This window comes from Haloferax volcanii DS2 (genome assembly GCF_000025685.1).
Lineage (GTDB): Archaea > Halobacteriota > Halobacteria > Halobacteriales > Haloferacaceae > Haloferax > Haloferax volcanii.
Genome location: NC_013967.1, coordinates 2,205,584 through 2,222,791, shown reverse-complemented (window position 1 = coordinate 2,222,791; position 17,208 = coordinate 2,205,584). Strand labels below are relative to the sequence as shown.

Genomic DNA, 17,208 nt, shown 5'->3' with positions numbered 1-17,208 from the left:
GCCCGAGCGCTACATGTACGGCTCGGGGTCGAGGTCGCGCTGGGCGCGGTACTGGTCGACGAACTCGCCCACGTCGAACTGGAGCATCTTCGACTCGAACTCCGAGACGACGTCGTCGTCGTCGGCGTGGCTGACGGCGTGTTCCATCAGCTCCACGACGAGTTCGACGATTATCTCGTGGAGCCTTCGAGAATCGAAATCGGTTACCCAGACGATGCCCGCGCCGAGTTCTCCGTCCTCGGACACGTCCTCGGAGACGACGGCCTCGGGGAACTCCTCCAAGACGATGCCCATGAGGTGGGCCGTCCCGAACTCGGGCATGTCGTCGCTCGTGGTCTCGATGGTCTCCTGAAGGATGTCGACGAGGAACTCCGGGAGGAAGCGGTCGGGCGGGTGGACGTCCATGACGACTGCGTGGCTGTCGCCGCACGGACAGTCGAACTCCCGTTTGCCCAAGTCGAGTTCCCGGACGCGCTTCGTCTCGCCGCAGGGGAGGTCCAAGACGGCCCCGCGGCCGCCGGGAACGCTCGGTTCAGACATACCCGTGGGTTGCGGTTCTCGCCGTTTAAACGTCGCGTTCTTCGGAATCGGCGCGAGCGAAAAACGAGGCGCGGACCGTCGGTTGCGGTCGGTCGGTCCGTCGGACTGTCGCGAAAAAACGGCGGTGTGTCGGGCGAAACCGCCCGTCGGCGTCCCCTCAGCGACGGCCCGAGACGTAGACGATGGGGCCGACGACGAGGAGCGTGATGCCGAGGAACATGTAGTGGGGCTTGGCCAGCATCACCGGGGTCAGAAGGAAGATGAGCCCGAACAGCGTGGCGTTGATGCCGAGGATGTGCCGGGACTTCAGCGGCAGCGTTCCGACCGTCGACAGGACGAACACGAGCAACAGCGCCTGCCCGATGTTGTAGTCGAGCAGGAAGGTGTCTACGAGCTGAAGGGGAAGCATTCTTGTTTTCTCGGTCGGTTCGAATCGACTATCAAAGTTCCGTTATTCTCGTTGGAAACCGGCGGTCGAACCCCCCGATATTGGGGCGACCGGGCGGTCGGTGCGGTCCCGGGGTCGGTGAACACCGCTGTCGGTGCGGGTGACGCCCGACGGACGGGGGCGCGCTACTCGGCCGGACCGGTGATGTCGAGCGGGCGAATCCACCCGTACCAGACGATAACGACCATGCCCGCGTAGCCGAGCGTGAACACGACCATCCCGAGGTCGTTGTAGCCGGCCTCGCCGAGGAGGCGTCGCGCCACGCCCGGGAGGACGATGCCGAGTGTCACGACCGCCGCGAGGAGGAGGTTCCCCCGCGACAGAAACGACTGCTTCGTCTCGCTCATGAGCGGGACTCGGGACCGAGGCGACGTGAATCGCACGGTTCCGAGAGCGACCCCGAACTCCGGTCCCGACGCGCCCGAATCGCTGGACTGCGCGCCCGCGGCACCGAAAACCTATATCGTCCCCCGACGCACCGCGGGTATGCACCTCCGTCCCCTCCCCGAGGAGCACCGCGAGACGTACCGCGAGTTCCTCAACTACGCCTTCCGGCCCGAGAACGGCCCCGACTGGTCGGACGAGCGACTGCCCGACCCGGAGAGCTACCGCCCGCGGGGGTTCTACGAAGCCCCACCCGACGCGCCCGTCGAGGACCTCGACGCGGCCGACCTGCGGACGGTGTGTGCCTTCCACGACTTCACGGCCCGCGTCCGCGGCGAGTGGCACCCGCTCCCCGGTATCTCGGCGGTCGCCTCACCTCCGGAGGCGCGCCGACAGGGCCACGTCGCCGCGATGCTCGACGCCCTCCTCGCGGAGTTCCGCGACACCGGCCGGTATCTCTCGGCGCTCTGGCCGTTCGAGTACGCTTTCTACCGCCGGTTCGGCTGGGCGACGGCGAGCAACTACGCGAAGACGACGGTGCCGCCCGACGAACTCGGGGCGGTCGCCGCCGACCCGGCCGGGGAGTTCGTCCGACTCGATGCCGGCGACTGGGAGCGGGTCAAAGACGTATCCGCGGCCGCGGCGACCGAAGACCTCGCGGTGGACCGAAGCGAGGGCTGGATTCGCCACCGGCTGTTCCGCGGGTGGGACGACGACCCGTTCGTCTACGGCTGGGAGCGAGACGGCGACCTCCGCGGCTACGTCGTCTACGACGTGACCGGCGACTGGGAGTCGCGGACGCTGTCCGTGGACGAACTCGTCGCCGCCGACGCCGAGGCCCGCGCCCACCTGTTTCGGTTCCTCCGGGACCACGACTCGCAGGTCGACGAGGTCGTCCTCTCGTCGGAACACGAATCCTCCCGGCTCATCGACGACCTGACCGACCCGCGGGCGGCGACGGTCGAACTCAAGCCCGGCCCGATGGTCCGCATCGTGGACGTGCCGGCCGCCCTCGAAGCCGTCTCGTTCCCCGCCGACGCCGCCTGCGACCTCGTCCTCGCGGTCGAAGACGGCCGGTGCGACTGGAACGACGGCCCGTTCAGCCTCATCGTCGCCGACGGCGCGGCGAGCGTCGAATCGGTTGGCCGCGACGCCGACCCCGACGCGACCGTCGAAATCGGGGCGCTCTCGCAACTCATCGTCGGCGCGCGGGCCGTCGAGGCGCTCGCTCGCACCGACCGCCTCTCGGTCGCTGATGCGGAGGCGGCCGACGCCCTCGCCTCGGTGTTCACAGAGCGGGACCGCTACCTGCGCGAGGGGTTCTGAGCGAGCGGAGCGTCGAATCCGACACCTGGCCGGGTCGGGTTTTTTCTCACCGGCCGCCGAAATCCGGGCGTGGCATCAGTTCCGATTCTCGTCGGGTTCACAGTCGTCGGGGCGATTCTCGCGTGGAAGGGCGGCGACATGCTCGTGCAGGCCTCGGACCGGTTGGGCGCGTACTACGGACTCCCCGCCATCGTGCAGGGGGCTATCATCGCCGCCGTGGGGTCGAGCTTCCCCGAGCTATCGAGTATCGTCATCGCCACGCTCCGGTACCAGTCGTTCGACATCGGGGTCGGTGCGGTCGTCGGGTCGGCCGTCTACAACATCCTCATCATCCCGGCCGTGTCGGCGCTGGTCGGTGAGGGCCAGCGGCTCGCCTCGAACCGCGACTTAGTCTACAAGGAAGCGCAGTTCTACTTGCTTTCTATCGCCGTCCTCGTGCTCACGTTCTCGCTTGCGGTCATCTACCGCCCCGCCGCCGACACCGCGGGCCTCGACGGGTTCGTCACGCGCCCGCTGGCGTGCATCCCGCTCGGGCTGTACGGGCTGTATCTGTTCATGCAGTACCACGACACGCTGGAGCACCGCGCCGGACTCACCGCCGTCGTCGACGGCGTGAACCCGAAACGCGAGTGGCTCGCACTCGGCGGGTCGCTCGCGGTCATCCTCGTCGGAGCCGAACTGCTCGTCCGCGCGGCGGTCGGTCTCGGCGACGCCTTCGGCACGTCGCCGTTCCTCTGGGGGCTGACGGTCGTCGCCGCCGGCACGAGCCTGCCGGACACCTTCGTCAGCGTCGGAGCCGCTCGGCAGGGCAACGCGCCGATGAGCCTCGCCAACGTCTTCGGGAGCAACGTCTTCGCGCTCCTCGTCGCCCTCCCCGTCGGCATCCTCGTCGCCGGGGGCGCGGTCATCGCGTTCGAGGAGGTCGTTCCGATGATGAGCTTCCTCACGGGCGCGTCGGTCGTCTTCTTCGCCGTCCTCCGGACCGAGATGGCGCTGACGCGCGGCGAGGCGTACGTCCTCCTCGGAACCTACGCGCTGTTCGTCGCGTGGCTGGTCGCAGAGAGCCTCGGCGTGACGGGCGTTCTCGGCTGAGGCGACGCTCGGGAGCAACCACTCAGAAAACGGACTCGCCGCAGGAAGGGCAGTCGCGGCGAGCGAGGTTGATGATGACTGCACGCGCAGTCGGGGGTCGAGGGTCGGTCCGAACCCTGTTAGTCGCCGGGCGTGTTACCACGCTGGTACCGGCCGACCATCTTCCACATCGCCGCGTCGAGGTCCTCGCCGTCGGCGGCGGACTCAATCTGGCGGTACAGGTGTTCGGAGACGTCGATGGTTGGCATCACCAACACGTATGGCGTGTACGGATTTAATACTACTGGGATACAGAACTGAGTAAATTTGTTCGGGAGGGACGGACGCGTAGCCACGAGACCGGGCGACAGCGCCGCCGTTCGGAGGTGTGAAACGGTTGGTGCCGAGAGAAACTCGGAGTGGAAGACGTGACAGAATTCAGAGTGTTCGCTACTGCCGCGCCTGCCGGAGCGACGCGCCGTCGAAGCGCTTCAACGCGAGTTCGCCCGCTTCGAGCGGGTCGACGGGCGTGTCGTGTTCGTCGTCCATGTGCTCCATCGCGAGAACGCCGACGCTCTCGCGGGAGTCGGCCGTGGAGGTGTGGCCGCACCCGTACAGACAGGTGAGTTCGTATTCCATGTTATTTGGTACCACAATCTATTGCGTGATATAGCTTTCTCCGCATTTGTCCGTTCGACCAACCATGTACCGATAAATACGAACTAATCTGTGTAAATCGGTGTGAGTTTCTACGAAATAATCGGATAGTTTCATCAAACATTAGTGGTTCTATGTCTCTGGATAGTCCTCGTTCGGGGGAGCCGAGGCTTCATCGCTGATTCGTCCCGACGGCACGAACGACGGACCGAGCGTTCTCTCGGTCGGTGATATTCGCAGAAGTTGGGTGGCCGGGGAGTTTCAGCCCCTGACTCGCATCGGCAACGAAACGTTATCGATGGGAGTGGGCCAACGCGGATTTGAACCGCGGGCCTCCCGGTTATCAGCCGAGCGCTCAACCTGACTGAGCTATTGGCCCAGGTAAGCGCATTCACTCGTTGTGCGCTGTTGATTTTAAGACTTTCTTTTCGGAGGCGCGTTGGTGCGTGTTAGTGAATGTCGTCGCCGTCGGTCGATTGCGGGACTCGAAACGCCGGCCAATCGCGTGGCTGCGCGGGTGAAACACTCGGAACAACCGACACGAGAGCGGCGAAAACGGTTACGTGGAGTCGTTGCTGTCGCGGTCGAACCGATACGAGTCGGGGTCGGCGTCGTAGACGCCGTCACCGCCGCTGCTACTGCCGGAACTGCCGCTGCCGCTGGAACCGCTTCCGCCGCTCGGGCCGGGCGAGCCACCGGGACCGCCGGGACCGAAGTCGCCCTGCGGGAAGCCGGTCGTCCAGACGTTGCCGGTGACGAAGCCGTCGGCGCGCTTGTCGAGGTACGGCTTGACGACGAAGCGCTTGAGCACCTCGCGGATGGGGTACCGGGTCACCGGGATGGCGAGCAGGAAGCCGATGGTGTCGGTGACGAGCCCCGGCGTGAGGAGGAACGCGCCCGCGGCGATGAGCAGGCCGCCGTCCATGACCTCGTTCGTCGGGAGGTCGCCGCCGGCGAACTTCGACTGGAGGCTTCTGAGGGTGTGTCGCCCCTCGGCGCGGACGATGAGCATCCCGACGAGCCCGGTCAGGACGACGAGCGCGACGGTCGGCACGAGGTCGATGTACTGCGCGACGACCACGAGCAGCAACGCGTCGGAGAGGGGGATGAGGAGCAAGAGCGCCATCAGCGTGCGCGTTCGCATGGGCGACACTACCGGACCGCGGCCCATAGCCCTTTTGTCCCGCCCGCGGCGCGCCGGGTTCTCGAATCGGTCCGCGACGGTCGTCGAGGGGTTCGCGCGACCCGCCGACGGCGACCGGTCGTGCCACGAGGGCTCGAAGCGCTTACCCGCGTCCACCGCGGATGGGTGGACATGACCGACGAGACGCGCGTCGAATGGCGAGAGTGGGGTCCCGACGCGTTCGCCGAGGCGCGAGCGGCGGACAAACCAATCTTGCTTTCGCTGTCGGCGACGTGGTGCGAGGACTGTCACGAGATGGACGCCGAGACGTACGCCGAACCGCGCATCGCGGCGAACCTCAACGACGGCTTCGTCCCGATTCGGGTGAACGTGGACCGCCAACCGCGCATCCGCGAGCGGTACAACATGGGCGGCTTCCCCTCGACCGTCTTCCTCGCGCCCGACGGCCACCCCATCACGGGCGCGACGTTCATCGGCCCCGACGGCATGCGGCAGGTTATCGACCGCGTGCGCGAGGTGTGGGACAAGAAGGGCGCAGAGGCCGGCCGCCTCCCGCGGGCGCTCAGGGGCGACCTCCCGCCCGCGGGCGAGGTGTCGCCGCAGATCGAATCGCACCTCGCCGGCCAGTTGGAAGTCGCCTTCGACGAGGCCCACGGCGGCTGGGGCGACGCCGCGAAGTTCCCGCTCCCGCGGACCGTCGAGTTCGCGCTGAAGCGCGACCGAAGCCGGGCGCTCCGGTCCCTCGACGCGATTCGCGACGGGCTGTACGACCCCGTCGAGGGCGGCTTCTTCCGCTACGCCGACGACGCCGCGTGGTCGAAGCCGAACCGCGAGAAGACGCTCGAATCGAACGCCGCGCTCCTGCGGGCGTTCGCCAACGGCTACCGCTACACCGGCGAGGACGCCTACCTCGACCCCGCGTCGGGGGCCGCCGACTTCCTCGTCGACTCGCTGTGGACCGGGACCGGCTTCGCCGGGAGCATGGGCCCCGCGGCGGGGACGGACTACTACCTCCTCGGGAAGGAGGGCCGCGACAACGCGCCCGGCCCGCGAACCGACCTCACGGTGTACGCCGGCGGCAACGCCCTCGCCGCGGACGCGCTGTTGGTGCTGGCGGGGCTCACCGACGACGAGCGGGCCCGCGAGTTCGGTTCGCGCGCGCTCTCGCGGGTCGCAGAGGACCTCGTCGACGACGGCGTCGTGACGCACTTCCGGTCCGGCGGCGACGCGGGCGAGGACCTCCTGCTCGAAGACCAGGCGCGCGTGGTCGCCGCGGCCTGCCGCGCCCGGCAGGTGCTCGGCGACGAAACGGTGGCGGGCGACCCGCTTCTGGACTTCGCCGCCGAGGTTGCCGACGCCGCCATCGACGAACTGTTCGACGAGGGCTCGTTCCTCGACGGCCCCGCGAGCGGCGAGGCGCTCCTGTCGTCGCCGCTGCGCCCGCTCGACGGGAACGTGGAGATGGCGAACGCGCTCGTCGACCTCGCGGCGCTCACCGGCGACGAGCGCTACCGCGAGGTCGCACAGGAGACCATCGCCGCGTTCGCTGGCGCGTGGGACCGCATCGGCGTGCAGGTCGCCGCCTACGGAACCGCGGCGGCGCGGCTGCTCCGCGACCCGCTCGTGGTCGAACTCAACGACGGCGTCGGCTCCGACCTCCACCGGGCGGCGCTCCGCGTCGCGGACCACGAGGCGCTCGTGGTTCCGGATGCCGATGCCGACGGTCTCCCGGCGGGGACCGCGCGCGTCAGCGCCGGCGAGACGGCGGTGGAGGCAACCACTCCCGAGGAGTTGATGGAGGCGGTCTCCACGGTGACACCCGACGCCTAACCGCGACCCGCGGCAACCGCAGACGGGTGTAAACATCCGGTTTGTTTATCAGGGAGAAACGAGACGGACGGTGCATGACCAGTTTGCGAGACCTCGGGCTGTCCGAGTACGAGGCCCGAGCCTATCGCGCCCTCCTGCGGACGGGCGCGACGACGGCCAAGGAGTTATCCCGCGCCAGCGACGTGCCGATGGGCCGCGTCTACGACGTGCTGAACAGCCTCGAACAGTACCACCTCAGCCGGAGTCAGGCGGCCAGTCGGCCGAAGAAGTACGTCGCCGTCGAGCCCGACACGGCGCTCGACCGCCTGCTCGAATCGAAGCGCCAAGAGCTGGCCGAGAAGGCCGAGCAGTACGAGAACGTCGTCGCCGAGCTGACCGACGAACTCGACGCCGCCGAGCCGGTTCACGACCAGTTCTGGACGGCCGCGGTCGGCGCTGACGAGACCATCGACCTGCTCGTGGAGCGACTCGCGGCGGCCGACGACTCGCTCGTGATGGTCGCCGGGACGCCCTCGCCGCAGTTCGACCTCGACGCCGTCGGCGACCTCGTCGTGGACGAACTGGAGGCGGCGCTCGACCGCGGGGTCGACGTGTCGATGCTCATGTCGCCGGGGCTCGTCGACAGCCTGCCCGAGAGCGTCGGCCAGAGCTACATGGACCGGCTGTCGAGCAGGTCGAACTTCCGCGCGCGCACCGCGGAGAACGTCACGGGCGTGTTCAACCTCATCGACGACGTGGAGGTCTGTATCGAGGTGCCGAACCCCCTCAACCCCGGACAGGCGTTCGCCATGATAGACCTGAAAGACCCCGAGTTCGCCGCCGACCTCCGAGCGACGTTCGACCCGCGCTGGGAGGAAGCGGCACCGCTCCCGTTGTAGCGGTTCGCGGCGGTACAGAATCGAGGTTCGAAAAACGAGCGTCTCGGGCGTCGAGGGCGTTCAGGCGTCGAGTTCGTCGCGGAGCTGTCCCAGCGTCACCTCGCGCTCGGCGTGGGCGTTGTGCTGGTGAATCGACTCGTCGTTCGACTGTTTCATGTGGACCACCGCGTCGTCCCCGAGGTGGTCGAGCGCCTCGAGGGACAGCTCGGCCATCGAGCGGACGCAGTCCTCGACGAACTTCGCGTTGGCGTGGGCGTGGTAGGTCATGTGGTCCTCGTCGGGGCGTTTGGCGAGGTTGTAGATGCGCGCCGACATCGAGTCGCGGGCGATGTCGATGAGGTCCATAAGGTCGACCTCCGGCGAGCCTTGCGTCTCGACGGTGAGCGTGGCGTGGCCGCGCTGGGAGTGACCCGGCTGGGGGACCTTGTCGAGGAACTCCTCGATGGTGTCGTCGTCGACGGCGAGGTCCTGCAACACGTCGCGGGCGCGGGAGGCCGACATGCCCTGCGAGCAGGGACAGACGGTCATGCCGACAACTTCCGCGCCGATTTCCTCGCGAGTGCCCTCGTCGGTCGCGGTGGCGCTGGCGATGATTTCGGCGGTGCTCTGGGTGGAGAGGCCGCTTGCGGGGGTGTCCTCTCGGACGACGAGTTCGGCGGTCATGCTGACCTCGGCGGTCGTCGTGTACTCGTGTTTGGCGAGGAGGCGCTCGGCGGCGTCGCCGCACATGTCCTCGACGCGGTAGGCCGGCTCGGAGACGGCGGCTTCGAGGACCTCGTCGATGACCTGCATATTTCGGCTCATGTCGATGCCCTTGCGGCCGCCGGGGAGGTCGACGAACACTTCGAACTCCGCCATCAAGACGAGGGGTCGCTTCCCGTCGCGGGCGATCTTGACGAGCTTCTCGACGCCCGTGACGCCGACCTGGCTCAGCCCGACGGTCACGTCCGGCTGGGAGGCCTGTACGTCAGGCAACTGGTGACTCATCGAGGAGTAAAAAGTGCCGTTGCTGATTAGTGCTTTCGATAGGGGAACGGAATCGCGGGCGAACGCGCCGCTGTGTTCCGACTAGGGCCAGTCGTCGCGCCCCTCGGCCTCGAAGGGGTCGGCGGGGGCGTCGTCGTCGCCGGCGAGCACCCACTCGGCGGCCTCGGCGGCGTCCTCGACCGGGAGGTACTCCCAGCCGGTTTCTTCGGCCACCGCGCGGTCCTCGTCGGACGTGCCGATGAAGACGTGCCGGTCGGTGTCGAACTGGCGCATCACGTTTTCGAGGCTCTCCTCGACGCCGCGCGGTCCGGAGAAGAAGTCCTGCCGGATGCGCTCTTTCCGGGTGAAGTTCGTCACGACGTAGGTCGGCTTCTCGCTCACCACGCCGATGTACTTCGTCCACGTTCGCGCGTCCGAAAACGCCGCGTTCGGGTCGCCGAGCTGTTTGAGCGCGGAGAGTTCGAACGCGAGCGTCATCGTTCCTTGGCCGCCACCTGTTGCCATACCCGGCGATAGGCGGCGACGCGTGGAAAACGACTTCGGTCCCGGCCGTCCGCGAGCGGGGGACCGCCGGCTCGGCGGCGACCGGGACGGGCGGAGAACGCGAGCGACGGGACGGGCGCAGCGAGATTACTGAACGCGGACGTAGTCGGTGAACACCACGATGTCGCCCCGCGAGAGCCGCGAGGTGGTCGTGTCGATGTCGAGCCGGCCGGCGGGACTGGCGCTCGCGAGCGCGTGCTGGGTCCGCTCGCTCAACTCGTCGAAGTGATGGACCCGAGCGCCCGGCGGCACGTCGGTAACGGGTGCGACGGTCGGCGGCGCGGTGACTGCTGGGGAAGACGGCGACTGTCCGTCTTTTGATGACATATGGTAACACACACCATGGGTGGAGATAAATGTTTGGCCGGCGAGACGACTGGCGGGGCGCGTAACGACGGGCGAAAGAGAGCCAAGAACGAGGGGGCGAACCGCGAACGCAGGCGAGCGCCCGGCGGGCCGAAGCCGCGCCGGGCGGCCGCGCGCAGACGCGGCTGGCCGGGTGAAAACAGCGGGAGCGGGTCCCGAGTTACTGTTCGGCCGCCGCGCCTTCGAGGTCGTCGAGCTGGAAGTCCTGCTTCACGAGGATTTCCTTCTGCCCGCTGACGTCGACCTGCTCGCGCATGAGCTTCTTGTACTTCGTCTGCGGCGAGAGGTCGCCGATGAGGACGCCGCCGACGATTTTGCCGTCCTTGATGGCGAGACGCCGCCACTCGGTGTCGGAGTACTTGGCCTCGACGTGGTCGTCGCCGAGCGTCGGGTGGCCGAACGAGAGGAACGGGAAGTCGAAGTGGGTGATGGAGTACGACGAGACCCAGCGGAACTCCTCGGAGCCGTAGTCGACCATGTTCTTGGCCGCGATGGTGCCCTGCTCTTTGGCGGAGCCCCACGCGCCGTTCTGGGCGCGGTCGCCGAGGATGAGGTCGTGGAACTCGGTGATGTCACCGGCCGCGAAGATGTCATCGTGGTTCGTCCGCATGAACTCGTCCGTGTAGATGCCGTTGTCGTACTCGATGTCGGTGCCGCCGAGAATCTCCGTGTTGAAGTTCAGGCCGATGGCGATGCCGACGAAGTCGGCGTCGTAGCGGTCGCCGTTGGGGTCGACGGCGGTCGTGACGCGGTCGTCGTCGTCGACCTCGAAGTGGTCGACGCCGGAGTCGAAGACGGGTTCGACGTTGCGCTCGCGGAGCGCCTCGTGGATGATTTCCGCGCCTTCCTCGGAGAGCGCGTAGCGCCACCACGCCTTGCCGCGCATGAGGTACTTGCCCTCGACCTCTTGGGCGGCGGTGATGGCCGCGAGGTCGATGCCGAGCAGGCCCGCGCCGATGACGACGGAGTTGTCCGCGCCCTCGATGTGCTCTTTGATGTCGCGGGCGTCCTGGAACGTCCAGAAGTGGTGGATGCCCTCCGCGTCGGAGTTCTCGACGGGGAGTTGGGTCGGCGTGCCGCCGACGGCGAGGAGGAGTTTGTCGTAGTCGTACTCGGTGCCGTCGTGGGCGGTGACGGTGTGGCCCTCGGGGTCGATGTCCGTGACGAGCGTGTCGAGTTCGAGGTCCACGTCGCGGTCGTCGTACCACGACTCGTCGTGGATGGAGATGGGGGCCTCGGGCAGTTTGCCCTTGGCGAATTCCTTGATGAGAATGCGGTTGTACAGCGGTTCGCCCTCGTCCGTGATGATGGTGATGTCGGCGTCGGGTTCCTCTTCGCGGAGTGTCTCAGCCGCTGAGGCCCCGGCGATACCGTCGCCGACGATCACGTACGATTGGCTCATGACCCGACGTTTGTATTCGGGGTTAATGTGGATTGCTATCTCCCTCATGATTGTTTTGCAGGCGGAACTCGGGGCGAGATGGCGAGACGGGAGCCGAATCGCGGGTGTTACTGCGTCTCGATGAGCCAACCGCTCGCCGAGGCCGCCGTCTGCGGTCGCGGGCCGGTCGGACGGAAACCGGTTCCGCGCCGGCACCGCGGGCGAACCCACCGGAGAGGGTTGCGTTCCGTAGACTGAGCGACGACCGCCGATAGCAAAAACCTATCCTGAACCGCATTTTTGTAAGCGCGCTTACGCGACTCGCTCGGCGGGTTCGACCGCGGAGTCGACGACCGACAGGTCGCCGTCGAGTTCGACGACGAGATGTTCGTCGTCCGCGTCGATGCGGACGCGGATGCGCCACGGCTCCTCGGAGACGACGGTGAGCGCCTCGTCTCCGACGACCCACGGGAACCGCCAGAACGGCGTCCCGCACACGTCTCTGCCCCGCGAGGAGAGGAAGCCGAGGACCGTCGACTCGTCGAGGAGCACCAGCCCCACGGGCGAGACGGCCTCGTAAGCGCACTGGGCGCAGCGGTGAGTGACGACTACCTCGAGGTCGAACGGGTCGGCGTCGCGGGACAGCGCGGTGCTCGTCGTCCCGCCGCATTCGGGGCAGACGCCGTCGGCGGCGAGGCAGTGGAGGTGTCGCACGCGCTGGTCGAACGCCGACAGGAGCGCCTCCGACGAGCGGCCTTCGAGACCGCCGGGCGGGAACTCCTCGTGGGCGTGGACCCGAGCGCAGTCGGCACAGGAGATGGTGAGTTTCTCGTCGCCGTAGTCGGCTTCGAGCGAGCCGCCGCAGGCGACACAGGAGCCGGGGGCCGGAAAGGCGGAGAGGACGGGGTCCTCGTTGAACGTCCCCGCGAGCACGGCGCGGACGACCTTCTCGCCGGCGTGGCGGAAGTCGTAGCCCTCGTCGGTCTTGCGGACGAACTGGCCGCGGAGCTTTCCGAGGTGGTAGTTGAACCGCGCGCTGTCGTCGACGCCGACCCGTCGGCGGAGCTCGGAGAAGGGGATGGGGCGGTCGGGTGACTCCCAGAGCGCTTCGAGGATGGTGAGTCGAGTCTCGTCGGCGACGATGCCGAACGCTTCGGCCGGCGAGATGCAGTCGTCGCAGTCGAGGACCGAGTCCTCGCGGACGGATGCGGAGTCGCTCATACCCCCCTCATTCGGGCGAGTCGCATTAAATCACCTCGTCAAATCTCGTTCGGGAACTTCGCGGGCCGCGACGGGGTCGGTCCGTCTCGCTCGGGGCGAACGCGCGTCGTCGTCCCCGGAGACGTGGTCTTTACGTGTATTCGACCCGAAGCGGACGACGAAATGAAGATTCGCCAGAACATCCGCCACTTCGCGACGAAAAAGGCGCTCACCATGCCGGTCATCGGCGACATCGCCACCGAGAAGATGGTGGACCTCCACGTTCGCATCTTCAGCGAGCGCGCGGACCCCGACCGCCGAGGCGAGCGCGAGGACCATATGGCGGCGTTCTTCGAGTGCACCTTCGACACCTACCTCGCGGCGCTCGACGCCGGCTTCCCCGAGGCCGAGGCCCGCGAGATAACCCACGTCCAGGCCAACTTCGACTTCTACAACCACGGCTGGACCGAGATGATGGAGATTCCGGTCGACGAAATCGAGGCCCACTACGAGCGCTACGAGGAGTTCTTCGAGCGCCACGGCATCGACATCGCGGAGCCGCTCGGCGAGTTCCGCACCATCGATATCCCCGACGCGCCCGCGACGCTGGACAAACTCGACGACCCCGACCACCCCCACGCTGAGGGCGGCTTCGCCGACGACGTGTACGTCGAAGACGACTCGGGCGAGGTCGGAGTCGGCGGGGCCGACGAACCCGAGGACGTGGACGTGTCGGCCGCGCCGGGGATGCAGGACGTCGACCGCACCGACGAGAGGACCGCTTAAAAGGGACCGCGCGGAGTCGTTTCTCGCTTAGTCGTCGGTCGGCACGGCGGGGCCGACGTCGACGACGCTGTTTTTCCACGTGCCGCGGGTGAACCACGCGAAGGCGAGCAGCGCCACCCCGACGTTCGAGAAGGCGATGCCGTACCAGATGCCGGTCGGGCCCATCGAGAAGAACTCCACGAGGACGAACGCCGCGGGGATGCGAAGCACCCACAGCGAGATGAGCGAGAACACCATCGCCGTCCGGGTCGAGCCGCTGCCGCGGAACCCGCCGTTGACGACGTTGAACGCCCCGAGGAACAGGAACGTCGGGCCGATGATTCGCAGGTAGTCCACGCCGATGGCGATGACCGCCGGCTCGCCGGGGATGAACACCGCGACGATGGGTTCGGCGAACAGGTAGGCGGCGGCGGAGACGAACACCAGCGCGGTGACGATGATGCCGACGCCCCAGAACACGGCGTGTTCGGCGCGCTCGGCCTGGTCAGCGCCGAGGTTCTGGCCGACGACCGTCGAGGTCCCCTGCGCGAGGCCGATTGCCGGCAGGAACACCAGCGAGTTGAGGCGGTTGCCGATACCGAACGCGGCGACCGCGGTCTCGGTGCTGGCTCCGCCGGCGTTGACCGCGGCGTAGGCGACGAGCGCCGTGAGGGCGGTCACGCCGAGCGCGCGGGTCGACTGTTCGATGCTCGACGGCGCGCCGATGCGGACGATGCGCTCGACCATCTCGCGCTCCGGAATCAGGTCGCGCGGCGAGAGGCTGATGCCGACCCGGCCCGACAGCAGGAGCCAGAAGCCGACGAGCGCGCCGACGCCGCGGGAGAACACCGTGGCGATGGCCGCGCCCTGCACGCCGAAGCCGGTGAAGCCGGTCGCGGCGAACAGCGACTGTCCGAGGCTTTCGAGCCCGAGGAGGCCGAATATCGGGTTCGCGTTGAACCCGAGGATGAGAAACGGGTCGAGAAAGACGTTGATGACGACGCCGAGCCCCATCAGGTACATCGGCGTCTTGGTGTCGCCCCACCCGCGGAGCAGCGCCTGGAAGATGAAGAAGCCGAACATGAACGCGACGCCGAGGAAGATGGTGCGCGTGTACTCGACCGCCAACTGGTGGACTTCGGTGCCGGGCGTCGTCCCGATGAGCGGGAGCAGTATCGGCGTCAACAGATAGCCGATGACCGCGAACCCGGCCGAAAGCAGGATGACGAACCCGAGGGTCTGGCCGGCGGCGTGGTCGACTTCGTCGTGGTTGCCCGCGCCCTTGTTCTGGGCGACGAGGACCGTCCCGGCGACGGTGAACCCGCCGCCGAACGAAATCATGAGGAAGACGAGCGGCCACGAAAACGACAGCGCCGAGACGGCCTCGGTGCCGACGCGCCCGACCCAGAAGGTGTCGGCGAGGTTGTACGCGACCTGCATAATCTGCGAGAAGACGAGCGGGAGCGACAGCACCAACATCGGCTTGACGAGGTCGCCATCGACGAGGTTGACGTCCTTGGCCTTCGCGCTCATTCGTCACCTCCCTCGCGAACGAGGTTCTCGACGACGAACTCGTCGAGCGCGGCGCGGACCTCGGTCGGCGCGTCGAAGGCGGACTGACTCGCCGTCTCGGTTCCCGAGGGGTCGGTCACGGCGACGCGCTGGAGGCGCGCGCCGTCGAGCGCGGCGAAGAGGAGCGACGCCGTTCGGTCGGCGTCGACCTCGCGGAAATCCCCCTTCTCGACGCCCTCGCGGATGATGTCGGCGAGGCGGCGGCGGATGACCGCCTCGTTGCGGGCGACCCGCTCGCGGTAGGTCTCGACGTAGGGGGCCTGCGTCCGCAGTTCGTTGAGGGCCAGTCCGAAGCGGTCGTAGTCGCCGTCGTCGTCGCCGTCCGGGACCATCTTGTCGAGGAGGACCCGGAGCCGCGTCTCGGGGGCGTCGCCCTCCGTCGCGGCGACCCGCGCCTCGAAGCGGTCGAACAGGTAGTCGAGAAAGGCGACGAGCAGTTCCTGTTTCGTCCCGTAGTGGTAGTGGAGGAGGGACTTGCTCTTTCCGGCCTCGTCTGCGATTCGTTGCATCGTCAGGTCCGCGTAGCCGTGGGCGCACAGCGCCCGGTAGGTCGCGGCCATCAGTTCCTCGTGGACCTCGTCGGGGACCGACTGGTCCGGCGTCTCGTCTGCACTCACTAACTGACTAGTCAGTCAGCAGCTTAAAAAGCAGTTGCGAACGGGAAACCGATTGCCGGTAAGCGTGCGACTGAGCGGCACGAGAGACCGTCGCACGTCACGACGACGAACCGCGCTGAAACGGCTTCGAAAACGGCGCTGTGACGGCTACTGGCTGCGGTCGATGCGGTCCGCGACCTCGTAGCCGGCCACGATACCGCCGTTCAGCGACCGCTCGGGGTACTGCGCCTCCGACGCCATCCCCGCGTAGTAGACGCCCTCGGCCACGTCGTCGCCGAGGTCGTACGGGACCACGAGGTCGAGATAGCCGCGTTCGTACACCGGGCCGGCGCGGGGGTTACGAGCGATTTTGAACTCCTCGACCGCCGACCGGTCGAAGTCGGGGAACATCTCCTCGATTTCGTCGAACCACGCGTCTTCGACCTCCTCGTCGCTCATCTGCCAGAGCTCTTCGTGCGGTCCCTGCACGTAACTGGCGACGTACAGCAGGTGGTCGCCGCCGTAGCGCTCTTTCGGCACGAAGTTCGTGTGCTCGATGAGCGACCCGAACGGCGCGTCGTGGGCGATGTTGAGCCAGTAGGTGTCCATCAGCGACTCCGACATGGTCGCCAGCCCGCAGACCGCCCCTTGGAAGTCGATGTCGCAGGGGAAGCCCGTGAGGTCTTCGAGCACGTTCGGCATCGTCGCCACGACGACCGACTCGACCTCGTGGGTCTCGGTCCCGTCGTCCGTCTCGACGGTCAGCGTCGAGACCGCCTCGCCGTCGGTGTCGAGTTCGGTCACGCGCGCGTCGGTCTCGATGTGCTCGCGGCCGACCGCCTCGACCAGCGCGTCGATGAAGGGCGCGAAGCCGCCGTCGAAGTAGCCGAGTTTCTCGCCGCGCAGTAGGTCGCGCTCGCCGCGGAAGCGCACGCGCCCGAGGAACCACGACGCCGACACGTCGCGTTTGCGCTCACCGAACTTGCCGTCCAAAAGCGGGTCGACGAAGTTGTCGTAGACGCCGCGGGTCGTGTGCTCGACGACGAACTCCTCGATTGGGGTGTGTTCGTACTCCGCGAGTTCCTCGTAGGCGTCGAAGTCGGGGATACCCCCGCGCACGTCGACGCCGAGGGTAAGCATGCCGAGGCGGAACTTGTCGTAGAGGCTCATGTGGGGGTACGCGGCGATTTGCCACGCGGTGTCCAGCGGGTGGACGACGCCGTCGACGTAGTAGGCGTTCTTGCCGATGCGCCACTCCAAGTCGTCTTCGAGGCCGAGTTCCGCGGCGAGTTCGACGATGGTTTCTTCGGACTTCGAGAGGTGGTGGTAGAACTTCTCGATGTCGTCGCCGTTCGTCTCGTAGGTCGCTGCGAGGCCGCCGAGGGAGTCAGCCGCCTCGAAGACTCGAACGTCGTGACCCCGGTTCTGGAGTCGGTACGCCGCGGCGAGGCCCGCGATGCCGCCGCCGACGATGCCTATCATGCCCCGAGGTTCGGCGTGGGGTGGAAAGTCCTTTCTGA

19 protein-coding genes and 1 tRNA gene are annotated in these 17,208 nt (G+C 67.4%); 5 read left to right on the top strand and 15 right to left on the bottom strand.

Annotated elements, in window-relative coordinates; all coding sequences use genetic code 11:
* Positions 1–9 precede the first annotated feature (9 nt).
* The 3 genes from HVO_RS16055 to HVO_RS16045 form a co-directional block, all read right to left on the bottom strand.
* Positions 10–540 (bottom strand): DUF5815 family protein, encoded by a 531-nt coding sequence (locus HVO_RS16055; RefSeq protein ID WP_004042248.1) that lies wholly within the window; start codon positions 538–540, stop codon positions 10–12.
* 157 nt (positions 541–697) lie between these two features.
* Complete coding sequence (locus HVO_RS16050; protein ID WP_004042247.1) at positions 698–949, bottom strand: hypothetical protein; 252 nt, start codon at positions 947–949, stop codon at positions 698–700.
* Positions 950–1,113: 164 nt separating this feature from the next.
* Positions 1,114–1,335: a hypothetical protein gene (locus tag HVO_RS16045; RefSeq protein ID WP_004042246.1), complete on the bottom strand. Its 222-nt coding sequence runs from the start codon at positions 1,333–1,335 to the stop codon at positions 1,114–1,116.
* Positions 1,336–1,474: 139 nt separating this feature from the next.
* On the opposite strand from HVO_RS16045, the gene HVO_RS16040 reads away from it, so the two are divergent.
* Together HVO_RS16040 and HVO_RS16035 are read left to right on the top strand one after the other, a co-directional pair.
* Positions 1,475–2,698 carry a GNAT family N-acetyltransferase gene (locus HVO_RS16040; RefSeq protein ID WP_013035577.1) on the top strand — a complete coding sequence of 408 codons (1,224 nt, stop codon included), beginning with the start codon at positions 1,475–1,477 and terminating at the stop codon, positions 2,696–2,698.
* 69 nt (positions 2,699–2,767) lie between these two features.
* A complete protein-coding gene (locus tag HVO_RS16035; protein ID WP_004042244.1) occupies positions 2,768–3,790 on the top strand; it encodes a sodium:calcium antiporter in 1,023 nt (340 codons plus the stop codon).
* 119 nt (positions 3,791–3,909) lie between these two features.
* Here the strand turns inward: HVO_RS16035 and HVO_RS21430 are convergent, their stop codons facing one another.
* From HVO_RS21430 to HVO_RS16020, 4 genes are all read right to left on the bottom strand, one after another.
* A complete protein-coding gene (locus HVO_RS21430) occupies positions 3,910–4,038 on the bottom strand; it encodes a hypothetical protein (RefSeq protein ID WP_004042243.1) in 129 nt (42 codons plus the stop codon).
* A gap of 181 nt (positions 4,039–4,219) precedes the next feature.
* Positions 4,220–4,408 carry a hypothetical protein gene (locus tag HVO_RS16030; RefSeq protein WP_004042242.1) on the bottom strand — a complete coding sequence of 63 codons (189 nt, stop codon included), beginning with the start codon at positions 4,406–4,408 and terminating at the stop codon, positions 4,220–4,222.
* A 323-nt stretch (positions 4,409–4,731) separates the two neighbouring features.
* A tRNA-Ile gene (locus HVO_RS16025) sits at positions 4,732–4,805 on the bottom strand.
* 180 nt (positions 4,806–4,985) lie between these two features.
* Positions 4,986–5,570, bottom strand: a complete 585-nt coding sequence (locus tag HVO_RS16020; RefSeq protein WP_013035598.1) for an FxsA family protein — start codon at positions 5,568–5,570, stop codon at positions 4,986–4,988.
* A gap of 171 nt (positions 5,571–5,741) precedes the next feature.
* Between HVO_RS16020 and HVO_RS16015 the strand changes: the two genes are divergently transcribed.
* Complete coding sequence (locus HVO_RS16015) at positions 5,742–7,400, top strand: DUF255 domain-containing protein (protein WP_013035232.1); 1,659 nt, start codon at positions 5,742–5,744, stop codon at positions 7,398–7,400.
* Between the two features lie 74 nt (positions 7,401–7,474).
* Positions 7,475–8,278: a TrmB family transcriptional regulator gene (locus HVO_RS16010; protein ID WP_004042239.1), complete on the top strand. Its 804-nt coding sequence runs from the start codon at positions 7,475–7,477 to the stop codon at positions 8,276–8,278.
* A 60-nt stretch (positions 8,279–8,338) separates the two neighbouring features.
* Here HVO_RS16010 and mptA read toward each other — a convergent pair whose 3' ends face one another.
* The 5 genes from mptA to HVO_RS15985 form a co-directional block, all read right to left on the bottom strand.
* On the bottom strand, positions 8,339–9,265 hold the full coding sequence (gene mptA / locus HVO_RS16005; RefSeq protein ID WP_004042238.1) for a GTP cyclohydrolase MptA: 927 nt from the start codon (positions 9,263–9,265) through the stop codon (positions 8,339–8,341).
* 81 nt (positions 9,266–9,346) lie between these two features.
* On the bottom strand, positions 9,347–9,742 hold the full coding sequence (locus HVO_RS16000; protein ID WP_004042237.1) for a DUF7124 domain-containing protein: 396 nt from the start codon (positions 9,740–9,742) through the stop codon (positions 9,347–9,349).
* A 153-nt stretch (positions 9,743–9,895) separates the two neighbouring features.
* Complete coding sequence (locus HVO_RS15995) at positions 9,896–10,135, bottom strand: hypothetical protein (RefSeq protein ID WP_013035539.1); 240 nt, start codon at positions 10,133–10,135, stop codon at positions 9,896–9,898.
* A gap of 199 nt (positions 10,136–10,334) precedes the next feature.
* The gene (locus HVO_RS15990) at positions 10,335–11,576 is read right to left on the bottom strand and encodes an NAD(P)/FAD-dependent oxidoreductase (RefSeq protein WP_004042235.1); all 1,242 of its coding nucleotides are present in this window, start codon (positions 11,574–11,576) and stop codon (positions 10,335–10,337) included.
* A 291-nt stretch (positions 11,577–11,867) separates the two neighbouring features.
* Positions 11,868–12,776, bottom strand: a complete 909-nt coding sequence (locus tag HVO_RS15985) for a winged helix-turn-helix domain-containing protein (RefSeq protein ID WP_004042234.1) — start codon at positions 12,774–12,776, stop codon at positions 11,868–11,870.
* 123 nt (positions 12,777–12,899) lie between these two features.
* On the opposite strand from HVO_RS15985, the gene HVO_RS15980 reads away from it, so the two are divergent.
* Positions 12,900–13,541: a DUF6149 family protein gene (locus HVO_RS15980; RefSeq protein WP_004042233.1), complete on the top strand. Its 642-nt coding sequence runs from the start codon at positions 12,900–12,902 to the stop codon at positions 13,539–13,541.
* 27 nt (positions 13,542–13,568) lie between these two features.
* Here HVO_RS15980 and HVO_RS15975 read toward each other — a convergent pair whose 3' ends face one another.
* The 3 genes from HVO_RS15975 to HVO_RS15965 form a co-directional block, all read right to left on the bottom strand.
* The gene (locus tag HVO_RS15975) at positions 13,569–15,053 is read right to left on the bottom strand and encodes an MATE family efflux transporter (protein WP_004042232.1); all 1,485 of its coding nucleotides are present in this window, start codon (positions 15,051–15,053) and stop codon (positions 13,569–13,571) included.
* Positions 15,050–15,709, bottom strand: a complete 660-nt coding sequence (locus HVO_RS15970; protein WP_004042231.1) for a TetR/AcrR family transcriptional regulator — start codon at positions 15,707–15,709, stop codon at positions 15,050–15,052. The genes HVO_RS15975 and HVO_RS15970 overlap by 4 nt, the downstream gene beginning before the upstream one ends.
* A gap of 147 nt (positions 15,710–15,856) precedes the next feature.
* Positions 15,857–17,170 carry an NAD(P)/FAD-dependent oxidoreductase gene (locus tag HVO_RS15965; protein ID WP_004042230.1) on the bottom strand — a complete coding sequence of 438 codons (1,314 nt, stop codon included), beginning with the start codon at positions 17,168–17,170 and terminating at the stop codon, positions 15,857–15,859.
* Positions 17,171–17,208 lie beyond the last annotated feature (38 nt).

Coding starts and splice junctions, on each gene's coding strand:
- HVO_RS21430 (WP_004042243.1), bottom strand. CDS start 4,038: ATGCCAACCATCGACGTCTCCGAACACCTGTACCGCCAGATTGAGTCC.
- HVO_RS15975 (WP_004042232.1), bottom strand. CDS start 15,053: ATGAGCGCGAAGGCCAAGGACGTCAACCTCGTCGATGGCGACCTCGTC.
- HVO_RS16050 (WP_004042247.1), bottom strand. CDS start 949: ATGCTTCCCCTTCAGCTCGTAGACACCTTCCTGCTCGACTACAACATC.
- HVO_RS15990 (WP_004042235.1), bottom strand. CDS start 11,576: ATGAGCCAATCGTACGTGATCGTCGGCGACGGTATCGCCGGGGCCTCA.
- HVO_RS16030 (WP_004042242.1), bottom strand. CDS start 4,408: ATGGAATACGAACTCACCTGTCTGTACGGGTGCGGCCACACCTCCACG.
- HVO_RS16040 (WP_013035577.1), top strand. CDS start 1,475: ATGCACCTCCGTCCCCTCCCCGAGGAGCACCGCGAGACGTACCGCGAG.
- HVO_RS15995 (WP_013035539.1), bottom strand. CDS start 10,135: ATGTCATCAAAAGACGGACAGTCGCCGTCTTCCCCAGCAGTCACCGCG.
- HVO_RS16020 (WP_013035598.1), bottom strand. CDS start 5,570: ATGCGAACGCGCACGCTGATGGCGCTCTTGCTCCTCATCCCCCTCTCC.
- HVO_RS16000 (WP_004042237.1), bottom strand. CDS start 9,742: ATGACGCTCGCGTTCGAACTCTCCGCGCTCAAACAGCTCGGCGACCCG.
- HVO_RS16055 (WP_004042248.1), bottom strand. CDS start 540: ATGTCTGAACCGAGCGTTCCCGGCGGCCGCGGGGCCGTCTTGGACCTC.
- mptA (WP_004042238.1), bottom strand. CDS start 9,265: ATGAGTCACCAGTTGCCTGACGTACAGGCCTCCCAGCCGGACGTGACC.
- HVO_RS16015 (WP_013035232.1), top strand. CDS start 5,742: ATGACCGACGAGACGCGCGTCGAATGGCGAGAGTGGGGTCCCGACGCG.
- HVO_RS15985 (WP_004042234.1), bottom strand. CDS start 12,776: ATGAGCGACTCCGCATCCGTCCGCGAGGACTCGGTCCTCGACTGCGAC.
- HVO_RS16010 (WP_004042239.1), top strand. CDS start 7,475: ATGACCAGTTTGCGAGACCTCGGGCTGTCCGAGTACGAGGCCCGAGCC.
- HVO_RS15965 (WP_004042230.1), bottom strand. CDS start 17,170: ATGATAGGCATCGTCGGCGGCGGCATCGCGGGCCTCGCCGCGGCGTAC.
- HVO_RS16045 (WP_004042246.1), bottom strand. CDS start 1,335: ATGAGCGAGACGAAGCAGTCGTTTCTGTCGCGGGGGAACCTCCTCCTC.